Raw genomic sequence first — 14,229 nt, forward strand, 5'->3', positions numbered from 1 at the left:
GGATCGGCATCCACCTGGAAGACTGGGCCCATGTTCGTCGTCGTGGGAGTGACCGGGGGCATCGCCGCCTACAAGACCGTCGGGCTGGTCCGACTGCTGGTGAAGGCGGGGCACGACGTACACGTCGTCCCCACCGACGACGCCCTGCGTTTCGTCGGTCTGCCGACGTGGGAGGCGATCAGCCGCAACCCGGTCATGACATCGGTGCACGACGACGTCGCCCGCGTCCGCCACGTCGCCCTCGGCCAGGCGGCCGACCTCGTGATCGTCGCGCCCGCCACGGCGAACACGCTCGCGTCGATGACCGCGGGCCTCGCGTCCGACCTCCTCGGGACCACGCTCCTCGCGACGACCGCACCGGTCGTGGTCGCCCCGGCGATGCACACCGAGATGTGGCGCCACCCCGCGACCGCGCACAACATGGACGTCCTCCGCGCCCGCGGCGTGCACGTCGTCGGACCGGCGGACGGCGCGCTCACCGGCGGTGACAGCGGCCCCGGACGCATGTCGGAGCCCGAGGAGATCGTCGCCGCCGGGCTCGCCCTCGTGGAACGCCCGCGCGACCTCGCCGGCCTCTCGGTGCTCGTCAGCGCGGGAGGCACCCGCGAACCGATCGACCCGGTGCGGTACCTCGGCAACCGGTCGAGCGGGCGCCAGGGTGTCGCGATCGCGCGCGCCGCCGCGGCTCGCGGTGCGACCGTGACGCTCGTCGCCGCGCACCTCGACGGCGACGTCCGCCCCGATCCGCGCGTCGAGGTGATCTCCGTGGGCACCGCCGACGAGCTCGGACGGGCGATGGATGCCACGGCCCCCGACGCCGACGTCATCGTCATGGCCGCGGCGGTCGCCGACTACTCCGTCGCCGCGGTGTCGGAGCACAAGCTCCGCAAGCAGGAGTCCCCCGGCACACTCACGCTCGACCTGGTCGAGAACCGCGACGTCGTGGCGGGGCTCGTGGCCACACGCCGACCCGGCCAGACGATCGTGGCGTTCGCCGCCGAGACCGTCGACAGCGAGCAGGAGCTCCTCGAGCGCGCCCGCGCCAAAGCTGCACGCAAGGGCGTCGACCTCCTCGCCGCGAACGCCGTGGGGTGGACGCAGGGCTTCGAGTCCGCCGACAACGCCCTCACGATCGTGGGGCGCGACGGTGACGTCGTGTCGGTGGCATCCGGGACGAAGGACGACACCGCTCACGCGCTCCTCGACGCCGTTCTGACGGCGCGGACGCGCTGATCCGGAGCGGTGTCCTCAGTACCCTCCGGTGGAGTACTGCAGCTGCTCGAGGATCGGGACGATCGCGCTGAACAGCGCCACGATCCAGATCGATACGGCGATGATCGTCACCAGCGTCACCGCGATCCACCCCCAGACCGGAGCGAGACCCTTGCCGGTCTGGCGCCGCAGGATGACCGCGCGTCCGATGACGTACACACCGACGCTGGAGATGACGAGGACGGTGAAACTCCACGCCCAGTGGAAGGGCTTCTGGATGCCGCGGGCGCGCAGCTGACGCCAGTCCAGGAACGCGAACAGCACCGTCAGGGCGACGATGATGAGGCTGAAGATGGACGTGCCGGCCGTCACCGCCAGGGACGACGACGCCAGGTAGGGGGCCTGCTCGGGGTAGGCCGAGGCGTAGACGGACTCCTGGACGTAGGTCTGCCAGTCGAAGAGGAACAGCGTCGACACGGACAGCAGCGGAAGCGCGACGGCGAGCCAGATCCAGACCGTGTTCGTCGAGACGTCGGCGCGAGCGGGCGCGGCAGCCGCGGGAGCCGCGGGAGCCGTCGGGTAGCCGGGAGCCGTCGGGTAGCCGGGAGCGACCGGGGCGCCGGGCCCCGTCGGTGTTGCCGCGCCGGGCTGAGCCGGGGCGCCGGGGTAGGCCGGGGCACCGGGATAGGCGGGGGCACCGGGGTAGGCGGGCACTGCGGCGCCTGCGGAGACGGGGGGCGTCGGCGGGACGGGCTGGGCCACCGGCGGGGTGTCCGCGGCCTGCGCCTCGGGCGCGGCCTCGGGCGCAACGGGGGCATCGGCCGCGGGTGCGTCGACCGCGGGGGCGGCGACCGGCGCGGCGGTCTCGGGGGCATCGGCCGGCGCGGCGGGCGCGGACTCCGGTGCGTCCGGAGCCGCGGGAGCCTCGGCGGAGGGCCGCACGTCGTCGGTCCACGCCGTGCCGTTCCACCGGCGCAGTCCGCCGCTTCCCGCGGGGTCGGGGTACCAGCCGTCGGGCGGAGTGGGCGTGTCGGTCATGTCGTTCCCCCTGTGATGCGTCGGCATGGCGTGAATCCCCCGAGTCTAGTGAAGGCCTCCGTCCTCACCGGAAGTCCCGGGAGGCGTGCGACACACCCACGCGGAGATCCGTGAATCCGTCGGCGACCACGTTCGTGACCCCCTCGACCGATCTCTCGAGCATGCCCCGCACGATGAGCGCGGGCGATTCCCGCACGATCCGTCGATACCGGTTCCACACCCCCACCGAGCACACGATGTTCATGAGGCCGTGCTCGTCCTCGAGGTTGAGGAACGTGATCCCGGATGCCGTCGCCGGCCGTTGCCGATGCGTGACGAGTCCCGCCACCTCGACCCGGCGGTCGGTCTCGGCCGACCGCAGTTCGCGCGAGGTGAGCACACCGCGGGCGTCGAGGGCGGAACGGAAATGCGTGAGCGGATGGTCGTCGGTGGAGAGCCCCGTGGCCCACAGGTCGGCGGCGAGCACCTCGTAGCTCGACGGATCGGTGAACAACGGCGGCTGCACGAACGCCACCGAGTCCGGTAGGAACTCGGGCCGGTCCTGCGCCGCCGACCCCGACAGCCAGATCGCCTCGCGTCGCGAGTGCCCGAGGCATTCGAACGCCCCGGCGGTGGCGAGTGCCTCGAGCTGGGCGGTGACGAGGCCCGTCCGGCGCACCAGATCGCGCAGGTCGCGGTACGCACCGCCGCTCTCGCGTTCGGCGACGATGCGTTCGGCGACCTTCACCCCGATGCCGGTGACACCGGCGAGCCCCATCCGCACCGCGAACGCCCCGTCCCGCCGGTGCGCCTCGGTCTCGTCGGGGGCCGAGCGGTCGAAATCCCCCGTCGGGGGCTGGTCGGCGCACGCGCACGCGTCGAGTCCGGTCGCGGGGCGGCGGCGATCGGCATCCGGCCCTCCGGTCTCGTCGTCGAGCGGCTCGAGGCCGGCTTCGACCCCCGACCGCAGCAGGTCGGGGCGACGCACCCGCACCCCGTGGCGGCGGGCGTCGGCGGTCAGCGTCGCGGGCGAGTAGAACCCCATCGGCTGCGCGCGCAGCAGCCCCGCGAGGAACGCCGCCGGATAGTGCAGCTTGATCCACGAGCTGGCGTAGACCAGCAGGGCGAACGAGAGCGAGTGCGACTCGGCGAACCCGAAGTTCGCGAACGCCTGGATCTTCGCGTACAGCTCGTCGGCGACCGCGCCGACGAGGTTGTTCTCGGCCATGCCGGCGTAGAGCTTCTCGCGCAGCGAATCGATGCGCTCGAGCCCGCGTTTCGACCCCATCGCACGCCGCAGCAGGTCGGCATCCTCGGCGGAGCAGTTGCCCACCGCGACGGCCATCTGCATGAGCTGTTCCTGGAACACCGGGACGCCCATCGTCCGTTCGAGCACCGGACGCAGCCTCTCGTGCACGTAGGTGATCGGCTCCTGCCCGAGCTTGCGGCGCACGAAGGGGTGCACGGCACCGCCCTGGATGGGCCCCGGGCGGATCAGGGCGATCTGCACCACGAGGTCGTAGAAGCGCCGGGGCTGCAGACGCGGCAACAGCCCCATCTGCGCGCGGGACTCCACCTGGAACACCCCGATCGAGTCGGCGCGGCACAGCATGTCGTAGACCGCTTTCTCCTCCTTCGGCAGCGTCGACAGCTCCCAGTGCTCGCCCGTGGCATCCCGGATCAGGTCGAAGCAGTACTGCAGCGCCGCGAGCATGCCGAGCCCCAGCAGGTCGAACTTCACCAGCCCCATCCAGGCGGCGTCGTCCTTGTCCCACTGGATCACGGTGCGGTTGTCCATGCGGGCGTGCTCGATCGGCACGACCTCGCCGACGGGCCGGTCGGTGAGCACCATGCCGCCGGAATGGATGCCGAGATGCCGCGGCGCCTTCAGCAGCTCGGCCGCGAACTCGATGACCTCGTCGGGGATGTCGTGATCGGCGCCGGTCTCGAGCGTCGCCCCCCACCGTTCGACCTGTTTCGACCAGGCGTCCTGCTGGCCCGGGGAATGCCCCAGGGCGCGGGCCATGTCGCGCACGGCGTTCTTGGGTCGGTATTGGATGACGTTGGCGACCTGCGCCGCGCGGTCGCGGCCGTAGGTCTCGTACACCCACTGGATGATCTCTTCGCGACGATCGGAGTCGAAGTCGACATCGATGTCGGGCTCTTCGTCGCGCAGGCTCGACAGGAAGCGTTCGAACGGCAGGCGGTAGAAGATCGAGTCGACCGCGGTGATGTCGAGCAGGTAGCAGACGGCGCTGTTGGCCGCCGATCCCCGCCCCTGGCACAGGATGCCGCGCCGCCGTGCCTCGGCCACGATCCCGTAGACGATGAGGAAATACCCGGGGAAGTCCTTCATCTCGATGACGGCGAGTTCGCGCTCGATGCGATCGCGATCGTCGGCGGAGAGGTGGGGATACTTCCGCGGTACGGCCTCCCACACCAGGTGCCGCAGCCACGACATCGGCGTGTGCCCCTCGGGGACGGTCTGCTTCGGAAGCGCGGGCTTGGCTCGCCGCAGCGGGAAGGCGAGCTCGTCGGCGAGCGAGACGGTCCGCGCCACCGCTCCCGGGTAGCGCGCGAACCGCGCGGCCATCTCGGCCCCCGAGCGCAGGTGCGCCCCGGCGTGCGCGGGCAGCCACCCGTCGAGTTCGTCGAGACTGCGGTTGGCGCGTACGGCGGCGACCGCCGCGGCCAGCAGCTCCTTCTTCGGTGCGGCGTAGTGGACGTTGTTCGTGGCGAGCACGGGGAGCCCGCGTTCGGCGGCGAGCGCGGCGAGCAGGTCGTTGTGGGCCGAATCCAGCGGAGAGCCGTGGTCCATGAGCTCGACGTGTACGGCGGCGGGTCCGAACAGATCGACCAGACGATCGAGCGCGCGAGCGGCTCCGGCCGGACCCTCGGATGCCAGGGCCCGACGCACCGCCCCCTTCCGGCATCCGGTGAGGATCGCCCACTGCGGATCCGCGGGGCCGCCGGCGCGTTCGGCCAGATCGGCGAGGTCGTAGACCGGTCGCCCCTTCTCGCCGCCGGCGAGCTGGGCGTGCGTGATCGCCGCGGCGAGCCGGTGGTACCCCTCTTCGCCGCGGGCGAGCACGAGCAGATGCGAACCGGTGGGATCGGGTTGACCGTTCTGCGGCCCCGGGAGCCCGAGCGAGAGCTCGGCGCCGAAGACGGTGCGGACGGTGCGCGCCTCGGCTGCCTCGGCGAACCGGACGATGCCGTAGAAACCGTCGTGATCGGTGAGCGCGAGCGCGTGGAGACCGAGCTTCTCGGCCTCTTCGACGAGCTCTTCGGGCGAGGACGCCCCGTCGAGGAAGGAGTACGACGAGTGCGCGTGCAGTTCGGCGTACGGGACGGCGTCGACGGGACGCTCGATGGCGGGGGGAACGTAGGGCCCGCGCTTGTGCGACCACGCGGGGCTGTCGCCGCCGTCGCCGTTCGCCGGTGTCGAGGCCGGTCGCCTCGTGTCACTCAGCGCCCGTTCGAGTTCCGACCACTTCACCGGCGGATTGTGGAAGCCCATCAGCCCTCCCCCGTCCGCCGGGTGCGCGCGACCCGGGGTCGGTCAGTCATAACGCCCCTCCGCTCGCCATTCGCCCTCTTCGACGACGAGCAGCCACGCGCCGCCGTCGGCGTCGACCACCTGGAAGCGGTGGGCGCGGCGCCGGCGCAGCGGATCCCACCCGCGTTCGCTGATCGGCCAGGGCCCCGCCCACTCGCGGATCCGCACCCGGCGCCCGCCGGCGTCGAGGACCGCCGGCGGGGCGCTCAGCGCGTCCCGCTCCCCCACGGTGACCGACGCCCCCGCGATGTCGGTGACCTCGACCAGTCGCGGCTCGGGATACACGGTGGCCGGCAGCGGGTCGGGGAGACTTCCCGGCCAGGGCCGGGCACGGTCTTTCGCCGTGACCGCGCGGTCCCCCCACGGCACCAGCACCTGCCGCTCGGCCAGCCAGCGGCCCCCGCCGATGACGGGGGTGACGACGGCGCGGTGCCCGAGCATGGCCTGCACGCGGGAGAGGGCGTGGTGCACCCGTTCGTCGGGTCCCGCGCCGAAGAGGCCCTTGGCGTGGTGCGCCGCGTCATCGACCGCCTCGGGTTCGATGGACACCCCGGCCACACCGCTGCCGAAGATGCCCCGGCCGTCCTCGGCGAGCTGCCAGCGGACGCGGTCGACCACGGCACCGGCGTCGAACGACCCGGGGTGCAGCCAGACGCGTTCGCTGCGCTCCCCGCGCTCACCCGAGAGCACCACGCGCAGTTCGGTGCACACCAGGTTCTGCTCCCCCAGGCGCGCGATGAACTCCTCCGCGGCGATGCGCATGCCGAAGGCGATCTGGTCGGCGAGTTCGAGCGGCGGCTCGAAGGCGACCTCGCGGTGCAGCTCGGGCGGAGGCGTGCGGGGCTGCACCGGTTGGGAGTCACGCCCGGACGCGAGAGCGTGGAGTCGCGCCCCGCGCTCGGCGAAGCGCTCGCGAACACGCTCGACGGGCATCGCGGCGAACTCGCCCAGGGTGTGCACCCCGAGGCGCGCCAGCAGGCTCGCAAGATCGACGTCGTCGAGAGAGGTCACCGGGAGCGGGGCGAGGAACGCAGCCGCCTGCCCGCCGGGCACCACTCGCACCGGCTCGTCGGCACGGGTGACGCGGGCGGCGTGTTCGGCGGTGAAGACCCCGTCGGCCACACTCGCCCGGGCATCCGCGAACCCCTCGGCCGCCAGGAGCCGGACGAGCATGCGCGCCGCTTCTTCTTCGCCGCCGTAATACCGCGCCGGACCGCGCGCACGAAGGGCGCAGAGTCCGGGACGCACGATCTGCACCCCCGGGGCGTGTTCCTCCACCAACGCCACCACGGGGGCGAACACGCGCGCGTCGCGCACGGGATCGGCCGCGACGACGATGACGGACGGACACAATGCCTGAGCGTCACGGCGCCGCTGGCCCCTGCGCACGCCCTGGGCACGCGCCGCCGCGGAGCAGGCCACGACGGTGTTGTTCTCGAACACCGCGAGGGGTGCGTCGGCCCGCGGAGGTCGAACGGCTTCGCGGCGGTAGGCCAGGACCGGCCAGTCGGGCAACCACAGGACGAGGCTGCGGGTGGGCTCCTGCATCATCCCGCCACCCGCTGCCGGTACTCCGTCCGCTCCCGCGGGAGGAGTCTCTCGGTGGGAGCACCGAGCAGTTCGATCGATCCGTCGGCGGCGGGGAGCAGCATGCGCGCCCGACGTGCCGTGGGGGTGCGCTTGCTGCTGACCGACACCGTCAGCTCGCGGCCAGCGAGATACCCGTGCCCCTGGCCGAGACCCGCCCACCGCGGATCGGCGACGTCGATCACGGCCTCCGCCTGCGGCCACGCCCCCTGCACCAGCAGGACGGTGCCGCGATCGCGGAGCCGCGCCGCGAGTCGGGTGGCCTCGGCCCCTCCGCGGGCGGTGTTCGCTCCGGCCGGGGGGCGTACCGCCACCACCGGCAGGACCTCGGCGATCGTGGCCGTGACCGCCAGCCACCGCGGCCCCGGATCGGGGATGAAGACGAGCCGGTCGAGGTCGAGCCCGTACTTCTCGGCGGCCTCGGCGCCCAGCTCGGGCATGCCGACGACCCCGCACCACGCGCCGTCCTGCGAGGGGCGGGCCATGAGCGCCAGCAGCAGCGACATCGAGCGGGCGATCGCGTACGCCGACCCCGATCGCAGGCCACCGCCGGGAAGCAGCGACGTGAAGGCGGGGTGCGTCGGCAGCACCGGCGCGTCCAGGCGCCGCCCCTGCATCCGCTCGAGACGATCTCGGAGCGCGTGGATGTCGGGAACGGCCTCCGCCTGGTCTCGCACGATCGCCCTCACTCCCACAGGTTAGAACATGTGTTCTACACTCTCAATCCCTGTGGTTCGAAGATACGATCACCCTCCGACATCGCCGCGGGCGGCTCAGATCAGATCGGCGGTCCGCGCGATCCGGGCGAATCCGCCCTGCTGCAGCACCAGCCCGGTCGCGGCCATCAGCTCGGCCGCGGAGCGCGTCACGACCCCGAGCCCCGCGACCTCGGCCGACAGATCGAAGGTGCGGGTGGCATCCAGCGCGACGGTCACGTCGTATCGGAGATTGCCCGCCATCCGCGCCGTCGTCTCCACGCACATGTTCGTCTGGATACCGCAGATGACGATCTCCCGGATGCCGCGCTCCCCCAGCCACGCGTGCAGATCGGGGTCGCCGTAGAACGCGGAGTTGACGTTCTTCGTGAGGAACAGAGCCGGCTCGACAGCCGCGACGACGTCGACCAGGGCGTTCCCCGGCGACGCCGGATGCAGCGGAGATCCCTCCGACCGCGAGTCGTGGCGCACGACGACGACGGGCTCCCCGTCGGCCACCCAGCGCTCCACGAGGGCACCGACGTTGGCCTCGCAGTCCGGATTGGCGGTCGGCCCCCAGAAATCGAGGTCGTCGAAGCCACGCTGCATGTCGATCACGAGGAGAGCACGAGTCATGCCTCCATCACACCACCGACCGGGATGCCGCGCACCGCCTCGGGGCAGAGGTGACGCCTATGCCGCCAGCGCCAGGTACGGCTCCCATCGGGGGTCGGACTTGTCGACTCCGCGCACCGTCCAGGACGACCCGTGAGGGGGCCCCGGAATCAGACGCAGCTCCCACATCATCTCCTGGGGCGTGCGGTCGCCCTTGATGTTGTTGCACCGCAGGCAGCAGGCCACGAGGTTCTCCCACGTGTCCTTCCCCCCGCGCGAGCGGGGAAGCACGTGGTCGATGGTCGACGCGGCCTTCCCGCAGTAGCCGCAGCGGTGCGCATCGCGACGCAGCACCCCCCGCCGGGTCACCGGAACGCGACGGGCGCCCGGAACGCGCACGTAGCGCGTGAGGATGATCACCGCGGGGCGATCGTACGTCCCCGCCGCCGCCCAGACGGGATCACCGTCCACGCGTTCGACGACGGTGGCCTTCTCGTTCATCACGAGCACGAGGGCCCGCTTGAACGACACGACGGCGAGCGGCTCGTAGCCCGCGTTCAGCACCAGTGTGCGCATTCCGTTTCCTCTCGAATGGCCGAGACGGCTTCTCGGATGTTCGACTCTCGACGGTGGAAGAGGCGCAGGGGCATGAAAAAAGGCGCTGTCTATGCAGACAGCGCCTCGAAAGCCGCGGTGAGGCCGCGGCATCCGCTCACACGATGCCGAAGGACGAGCAGCCCGAGCGCATCCATGGTGCGGATGCGAGGCATGGTGTCCATCAGCGTTCCCTTCGGTTCTCCCGACGTCGCGAATAGGCTAACCCACCGCGACACGCCCGGGGTCCGCTCCACGGGGAAACGACAGACGGCGTGTCGGAGAACGATCGTCTCCGGCACGCCGTCTGAGGACTTCGGTGTTCAGCCCGCGTTCTGCTGCAGCCAGGCGTACGGGTCGACCACGGAGCCGTTGATGTGCACCTCGAAGTGGAGGTGGTTGGCCGTCGAGCTGCCCGTCGAGCCGACGAGGCCGATGAGCTGGCCCGCGGCGACGGTCTGGCCCGCCTGGACCTGCCGGCTGCCGTATGTCATGTGCCCGTAGGTCGTGGAGACCTTCTGGCCGTTGATGACGTGCTCGATCACGATGCCGACGCCGTATCCGCCGTAGCTCTCGGACGAGACGCTCACGACGCCCGCGGCGGCGGCGAAGATCGGCTGCCCCTGGGGAGCGAGCAGGTCGACGCCCTGGTGGTATCCGGAATCCCACAGGCCGCGACCGAGGATGTAGTTGGTGATCGGCCACCGGACCTCGCCCGAACCGGGCGCGGTCATGTTGAGGTTGACCGAGGAGACGGCGACGTTCGCACTCGCGGCCAGCTGCCGGGCGCGTTCGGCGGCAGCCGCTGCGGCGGCCTCCTGATCCTTCTTCTTCTGGATCTCTTCGGCCGTGGTGGCGGAGTAGCTGCTGCGGTCCAGCGTCTCGGCGTTCGCGTTCGACGCGACGACGAGCGACTGGTTGTCGGGGGCCGACATCTCCTGCAGCGTCACGGTCTCGGCCGCGGGGAGCGACGCGGCGTACGCGGGGATCGCGACGGTCGCGACGAGACCCGCGACCATCGAGAGGATCACCGCGCTGCGCAGCGGCTTCGCGCCGCGTCGGAACGACGAGGAGCGGGGAGCGGGAGCGGGACGGGCGACGGCCGAGGAGGCCACGGCGGGTGTCCGCTGGGGGCGGCGAGCGGGTCGGGCGACCGCGGCGCGCGCGCTCTTTCGAGTCTGACCCGTCGCCGGGACCTCGGGCAGGTCCGCAACGGGATCGGTGTGTTCAGCCAAATTTCCTCCGGCGCCTCTGCGTGGTACACGCTGGCTCGTCAGCACTCGATTGGGGGCACGATGTGCGGGCTTCACCCTCTGCGGACGACGAGCCGGGGAGGCAAACCGCGAGGGGTCCGACGGCGGGCTTCTCGCCTGTGGACTCTCAGAGGCTACCCGAAGATAACGAAACTGTCACGCCTAGCGACGGGGTGTACAGGCGATGTCCGGGATACGACGATCTCCCGCGTCGACGCGATCAGGCTTCGTCGACGAGGAAGATGTGCGACGCGACCTCGACGGGAAGCTCGAGCCCCTCGTCGACGCCGTCCATCTCGACGAGCACGTACCCCTCGTTGAAGCGGTAGTGGCCACGCGCCCCGGGGAGGACTCCCGCGGCCTTGAGCTGCTGGAGCAGTTCGGGATCGACCTGCGCCGGCTCGGCCAGACGCCGGACCGTACCGGAAATGGGCTCCCCGGCATCCGTCAGCTTCCGCACGAGGCCCACGACGCCTTCTTCGAAGGTCGCCCCGGCCACGTCGCCCAGCTGGTCGAGGCCCGGGATGGGGTTGCCGTACGGGGACTCGGTGGGGTGACCGAGCAGCTCGACGAGCCGACGCTCGACCTGCTCGCTCATGACGTGCTCCCAGCGGCAGGCCTCGTCGTGCACGTAGGCCCAGTCCAGGCCGATGACATCGCTCAGGAGGCGCTCGGCGAGACGGTGCTTGCGCATGACGTCGACGGCCTTCTGCCGCCCGTCGCCCGTGAGCTCGAGCCGGCGGTCTTCGGAAACGACGACCAGGCCGTCGCGCTCCATGCGCCCCACGGTCTGCGAAACCGTCGGACCGGAGTGGCCGAGCCGCTCGGAGATGCGCGCGCGCAGCGGAACGATGTTCTCTTCCTCGAGCTCGAGGATCGTGCGCAGGTACATCTCGGTGGTGTCGATGAGATCGGTCATTCAGGAGTCCTCGGGCCTCGTAGCGGTCCTCCCAGCCTACCGACCCCCTCCGACACACGCGCCGGACGCGACGGACCCCCGCCCTAGAATCGACGCATGCCGCACGTGGACCTTCCCACCGACCTCCTGCCCGCCGACGGCCGCTTCGGATGCGGCCCCTCGAAGGTGCGCGGTGCGCAGCTCGAGGCGCTCGTCACCCGCGGGGCGACGATCCTCGGGACCTCGCACCGCCAGGCACCCGTCAAGAACCTCGTCGGCAGCACGCGCGAACGACTCGCCGAGCTGTTCCGCCTGCCCGAGGGGTACGAGATCATCCTGGGCAACGGCGGGTCGACCGCATTCTGGGATGCCGCCGCCTTCGGACTCATCGAGAACCGCAGCCAAAACCTGGTCTCGGGCGAGTTCGGCGGCAAGTTCGCCGCCGCCGCTGCCGCTCCGTGGCTGCAGGCGCCCGACGTGCGTCGCGCCGAGCCCGGCACCCGGGCCGGCGCGGAAGCCGTCGAGGGCGTCGACGTCTACGCCTGGCCGCACAACGAGACCTCCACCGGCGTCGCCGCTCCCGTGACGCGTGTGCACGGGGATGCCGGAGCCCTCACGGTCATCGACGCCACCAGTGCGGCGGGCGGCATCGACTTCGACGTGACGCAGGCCGACGTCTACTACTTCGCCCCGCAGAAGAACCTCGGTTCGGACGGCGGTCTCTGGTACGCCGCAGTCTCACCGGCGGCGATCGAGCGCATCGAGCGCATCGCAGCATCCGGTCGCTACATCCCGGAGTTCCTGAGCCTGAAGAACGCGGTCGACAACTCGCGACTGCAGCAGACGCTCAATACGCCGGCGCTCGCGACCCTCCTGCTCCTCGACGAGCAGCTCGGCTGGATCCTCGACAACGGCGGTCTGTCGTGGGCCGGCGCCCGCACGCAGGAGTCCTCGTCCGCGCTGTACGCGTGGGCCGAGGCGAGCGAGGTCGCGACCCCGTTCGTCGCCGACCCCGCCGACCGCTCCCCCGTCGTCGTGACCATCGACTTCGACGAGTCGATCGATGCCGCCGCGATCGCGAAGAGCCTGCGCGCCAACGGGATCGTCGACACCGAGCCGTACCGCAAGCTCGGCCGCAACCAGCTGCGCATCGCCACGTTCGTCTCCATCGAGCCCGACGACGTGCGCCGCCTCATCGGCGCGATCGACTACACGATCGAGCACCTGCCCTCGGCCTGAGCCCCTCTCGACCGGAAGCCGTCCCGATCGGCGCGGGGCGGCTTCCGCCGTTTCCGGGAGCAACGAGGCGCGGTCAGAGGCGCGCGCAACAGCACCGAGGCACCCTCGTCGGAGCCCCCGCCATCCGAGGAACCCGTGTGGGACTCCCCGGACGGCCGGTCGACTCAGTAGCTGCGCTCGCGCTCGTCGTCGTCCCCGTCGGGATCGTCGTCATCCTCGGCGTCGTCGTCCTTGGAGTCGTCGTCCCCGTCGGGATCGTCGTAATCCTCGGCGTCGTCGTCTTCGTCGGCGTCGTCCGAAGCGCCGGCCGACTCGTCCAGCTCGTCGATGTCGACGCCGTCGAGGTCTCCCGCGTGCAGGCGCGCCTTCGGCTCGTCGTCATCGTCGTCGGTCTCATCATCGGCGTCGTCATCGTCGTCGAGATCGTCGTCGTCGTCGAGGTCGTCGGCCAGCTCGTCGTCGGACTCGTCACCGGCGGCGGCCGCCGCGGCCTGGGCGGCCTGGTATTCAGCCAGGCGCTGGGCCCACGGCACCCAGTCGGGAGCCAGCAGCGCGCCGTCCCCGGGCAGCAGTTCGGCCTCGAGCACGGTCGGCTCCGAGTCCTCGACCAGCGCGACGGTCACCGTCCAGTACCACCCCGGATACCCGGCGAGACGCGTGTGGAACCGCAGCGAGACGACGTCGTCGGCCTCCACGACGTGACCGGCGGCCGGTCCGACGGTCTCGGCCGGAGTGATCTCGTGGAGCGCGGCCAGCGCCAGGTCGTGCGCGTGGAGGAGCCGTTCGTCGGCGACGGGCTCAGGCTTCGAAGTCATCGGCGACCTTGCGCAGGACCGCGGCGATCTTCTTGGCGTGCGCCCCGCTGGGGTAGCGCCCGCGACGGAGGTCGCCCCCGATGCCGTCGAGGAGCTTCACGAGGTCTTCGACGATGATCGCCATGTCGTCAGCGGGCTTGCGCGACCGCTTCGCCATGCTGACGGGAGCCTCGACCACGCGCACGGAGAGGGCCTGGAGGCCGCGCTTGCCGTCGGCGACGCCGAACTCCAGTCGCGTGCCGGCCTTCGGCCCGGGGGTCCCGGCGGGCAGGGCGGTGGCGTGCAGGAACACGTCCTGGCCGTCATCGGTGGTGATGAAGCCGAAGCCCTTCTCGTCGTCGTAGAACCTGACCTTGCCGGTGGGCATGGACACCTCGCTGGATATGTGCGCGAAGAGCGCGGCGGAACACGGGACCCGATCGGATCCCGGCCCCCCAGCCTACGGCACGGCCGCCAGGCAGTAGGCTGACGACGATGAGCACGCGCACCCCCGACGGCGACGTCCCGATCCGTCGTATCGACCGGATCCTGGCCTTCATGTCCCTCGGTCTCGGGATCCTGTCGATCGTGTGCTTCTTCACCGTCATCCTCGCGCGACCCGCCGGCGTGACGAACTTCGGCGAGGGCATCTGGCCCACCGTCGTGGTCCTGCCCCTGATCGCCCTCCCGATCGCCTTTCTCATGATGATGGCCGTGCTCATCATGAGCTTCGTGCGAAGGGCACGCGCCAACAAGGGACGCTGAC

At 71.3% G+C, this 14,229-nt stretch carries 13 protein-coding genes; 3 read left to right on the top strand and 10 right to left on the bottom strand.

The features are described 5' to 3' along the window. Positions 1–30 precede the first annotated feature (30 nt). Positions 31–1,233 carry a bifunctional phosphopantothenoylcysteine decarboxylase/phosphopantothenate--cysteine ligase CoaBC gene (coaBC, locus tag CSIV_RS14025; RefSeq protein WP_077051981.1) on the top strand — a complete coding sequence of 401 codons (1,203 nt, stop codon included), beginning with the start codon at positions 31–33 and terminating at the stop codon, positions 1,231–1,233. Between the two features lie 15 nt (positions 1,234–1,248). Here the strand turns inward: coaBC and CSIV_RS14030 are convergent, their stop codons facing one another. The 8 genes from CSIV_RS14030 to CSIV_RS14065 all read right to left on the bottom strand — a co-directional run bounded on the left by CSIV_RS14030 (position 1,249) and on the right by CSIV_RS14065 (position 11,451). After that, the gene (locus CSIV_RS14030; RefSeq protein WP_077051982.1) at positions 1,249–2,250 is read right to left on the bottom strand and encodes a DUF2510 domain-containing protein; all 1,002 of its coding nucleotides are present in this window, start codon (positions 2,248–2,250) and stop codon (positions 1,249–1,251) included. A 64-nt stretch (positions 2,251–2,314) separates the two neighbouring features. Continuing rightward, the gene (locus CSIV_RS14035; protein ID WP_077051983.1) at positions 2,315–5,749 is read right to left on the bottom strand and encodes an error-prone DNA polymerase; all 3,435 of its coding nucleotides are present in this window, start codon (positions 5,747–5,749) and stop codon (positions 2,315–2,317) included. Positions 5,750–5,791: 42 nt separating this feature from the next. Beyond that, positions 5,792–7,336, bottom strand: a complete 1,545-nt coding sequence (locus CSIV_RS14040; protein ID WP_077052679.1) for a DNA polymerase Y family protein — start codon at positions 7,334–7,336, stop codon at positions 5,792–5,794. Then, on the bottom strand, positions 7,336–8,064 hold the full coding sequence (locus CSIV_RS14045) for a hypothetical protein (RefSeq protein WP_238592386.1): 729 nt from the start codon (positions 8,062–8,064) through the stop codon (positions 7,336–7,338). Before CSIV_RS14045 ends, CSIV_RS14040 begins: the two co-directional genes overlap by 1 nt. Positions 8,065–8,148: 84 nt before the next feature. Then, positions 8,149–8,706 carry a cysteine hydrolase family protein gene (locus CSIV_RS14050; protein ID WP_077051984.1) on the bottom strand — a complete coding sequence of 186 codons (558 nt, stop codon included), beginning with the start codon at positions 8,704–8,706 and terminating at the stop codon, positions 8,149–8,151. Positions 8,707–8,763: 57 nt separating this feature from the next. After that, positions 8,764–9,261 (bottom strand): HNH endonuclease, encoded by a 498-nt coding sequence (locus CSIV_RS14055; protein ID WP_077051985.1) that lies wholly within the window; start codon positions 9,259–9,261, stop codon positions 8,764–8,766. Positions 9,262–9,602: 341 nt separating this feature from the next. Further along, a complete protein-coding gene (locus CSIV_RS14060; protein WP_077051986.1) occupies positions 9,603–10,514 on the bottom strand; it encodes a M23 family metallopeptidase in 912 nt (303 codons plus the stop codon). Between the two features lie 238 nt (positions 10,515–10,752). Next, a complete protein-coding gene (locus CSIV_RS14065; protein WP_077051987.1) occupies positions 10,753–11,451 on the bottom strand; it encodes a metal-dependent transcriptional regulator in 699 nt (232 codons plus the stop codon). Between the two features lie 96 nt (positions 11,452–11,547). On the opposite strand from CSIV_RS14065, the gene serC reads away from it, so the two are divergent. Further along, positions 11,548–12,669 (top strand): phosphoserine transaminase, encoded by a 1,122-nt coding sequence (gene serC / locus CSIV_RS14070; RefSeq protein ID WP_077051988.1) that lies wholly within the window; start codon positions 11,548–11,550, stop codon positions 12,667–12,669. Positions 12,670–12,833: 164 nt separating this feature from the next. Here the strand turns inward: serC and CSIV_RS14075 are convergent, their stop codons facing one another. Together CSIV_RS14075 and CSIV_RS14080 are read right to left on the bottom strand one after the other, a co-directional pair. Next, entirely contained in the window at positions 12,834–13,484 is a 651-nt protein-coding gene (locus CSIV_RS14075) for a DUF3027 domain-containing protein (protein ID WP_077051989.1), read from the bottom strand. Then, positions 13,468–13,851 carry a cold-shock protein gene (locus tag CSIV_RS14080; protein ID WP_077051990.1) on the bottom strand — a complete coding sequence of 128 codons (384 nt, stop codon included), beginning with the start codon at positions 13,849–13,851 and terminating at the stop codon, positions 13,468–13,470. The genes CSIV_RS14075 and CSIV_RS14080 overlap by 17 nt, the downstream gene beginning before the upstream one ends. Positions 13,852–13,958: 107 nt before the next feature. On the opposite strand from CSIV_RS14080, the gene CSIV_RS14085 reads away from it, so the two are divergent. Continuing rightward, positions 13,959–14,228, top strand: a complete 270-nt coding sequence (locus CSIV_RS14085; RefSeq protein ID WP_077051991.1) for a multidrug ABC transporter ATPase — start codon at positions 13,959–13,961, stop codon at positions 14,226–14,228. Position 14,229: the final 1 nt, after the last annotated feature.

It is taken from the genome of Microbacterium sp. CSI-V (genome assembly GCF_001984105.1).
Taxonomy (GTDB): Bacteria; Actinomycetota; Actinomycetes; order Actinomycetales; family Microbacteriaceae; genus Microbacterium.

What these genes read in the sequence shown, in the direction of transcription:
- coaBC (WP_077051981.1), top strand. Translation starts at nt 31, where the DNA reads ATGTTCGTCGTCGTGGGAGTGACCGGGGGCATCGCCGCCTACAAGACC.
- CSIV_RS14030 (WP_077051982.1), bottom strand. Translation starts at nt 2,250, where the DNA reads ATGACCGACACGCCCACTCCGCCCGACGGCTGGTACCCCGACCCCGCG.
- CSIV_RS14035 (WP_077051983.1), bottom strand. Translation starts at nt 5,749, where the DNA reads ATGGGCTTCCACAATCCGCCGGTGAAGTGGTCGGAACTCGAACGGGCG.
- CSIV_RS14040 (WP_077052679.1), bottom strand. Translation starts at nt 7,336, where the DNA reads ATGCAGGAGCCCACCCGCAGCCTCGTCCTGTGGTTGCCCGACTGGCCG.
- CSIV_RS14050 (WP_077051984.1), bottom strand. Translation starts at nt 8,706, where the DNA reads ATGACTCGTGCTCTCCTCGTGATCGACATGCAGCGTGGCTTCGACGAC.
- CSIV_RS14055 (WP_077051985.1), bottom strand. Translation starts at nt 9,261, where the DNA reads ATGCGCACACTGGTGCTGAACGCGGGCTACGAGCCGCTCGCCGTCGTG.
- CSIV_RS14065 (WP_077051987.1), bottom strand. Translation starts at nt 11,451, where the DNA reads ATGACCGATCTCATCGACACCACCGAGATGTACCTGCGCACGATCCTC.
- serC (WP_077051988.1), top strand. Translation starts at nt 11,548, where the DNA reads ATGCCGCACGTGGACCTTCCCACCGACCTCCTGCCCGCCGACGGCCGC.
- CSIV_RS14075 (WP_077051989.1), bottom strand. Translation starts at nt 13,484, where the DNA reads ATGACTTCGAAGCCTGAGCCCGTCGCCGACGAACGGCTCCTCCACGCG.
- CSIV_RS14080 (WP_077051990.1), bottom strand. Translation starts at nt 13,851, where the DNA reads ATGCCCACCGGCAAGGTCAGGTTCTACGACGACGAGAAGGGCTTCGGC.
- CSIV_RS14085 (WP_077051991.1), top strand. Translation starts at nt 13,959, where the DNA reads ATGAGCACGCGCACCCCCGACGGCGACGTCCCGATCCGTCGTATCGAC.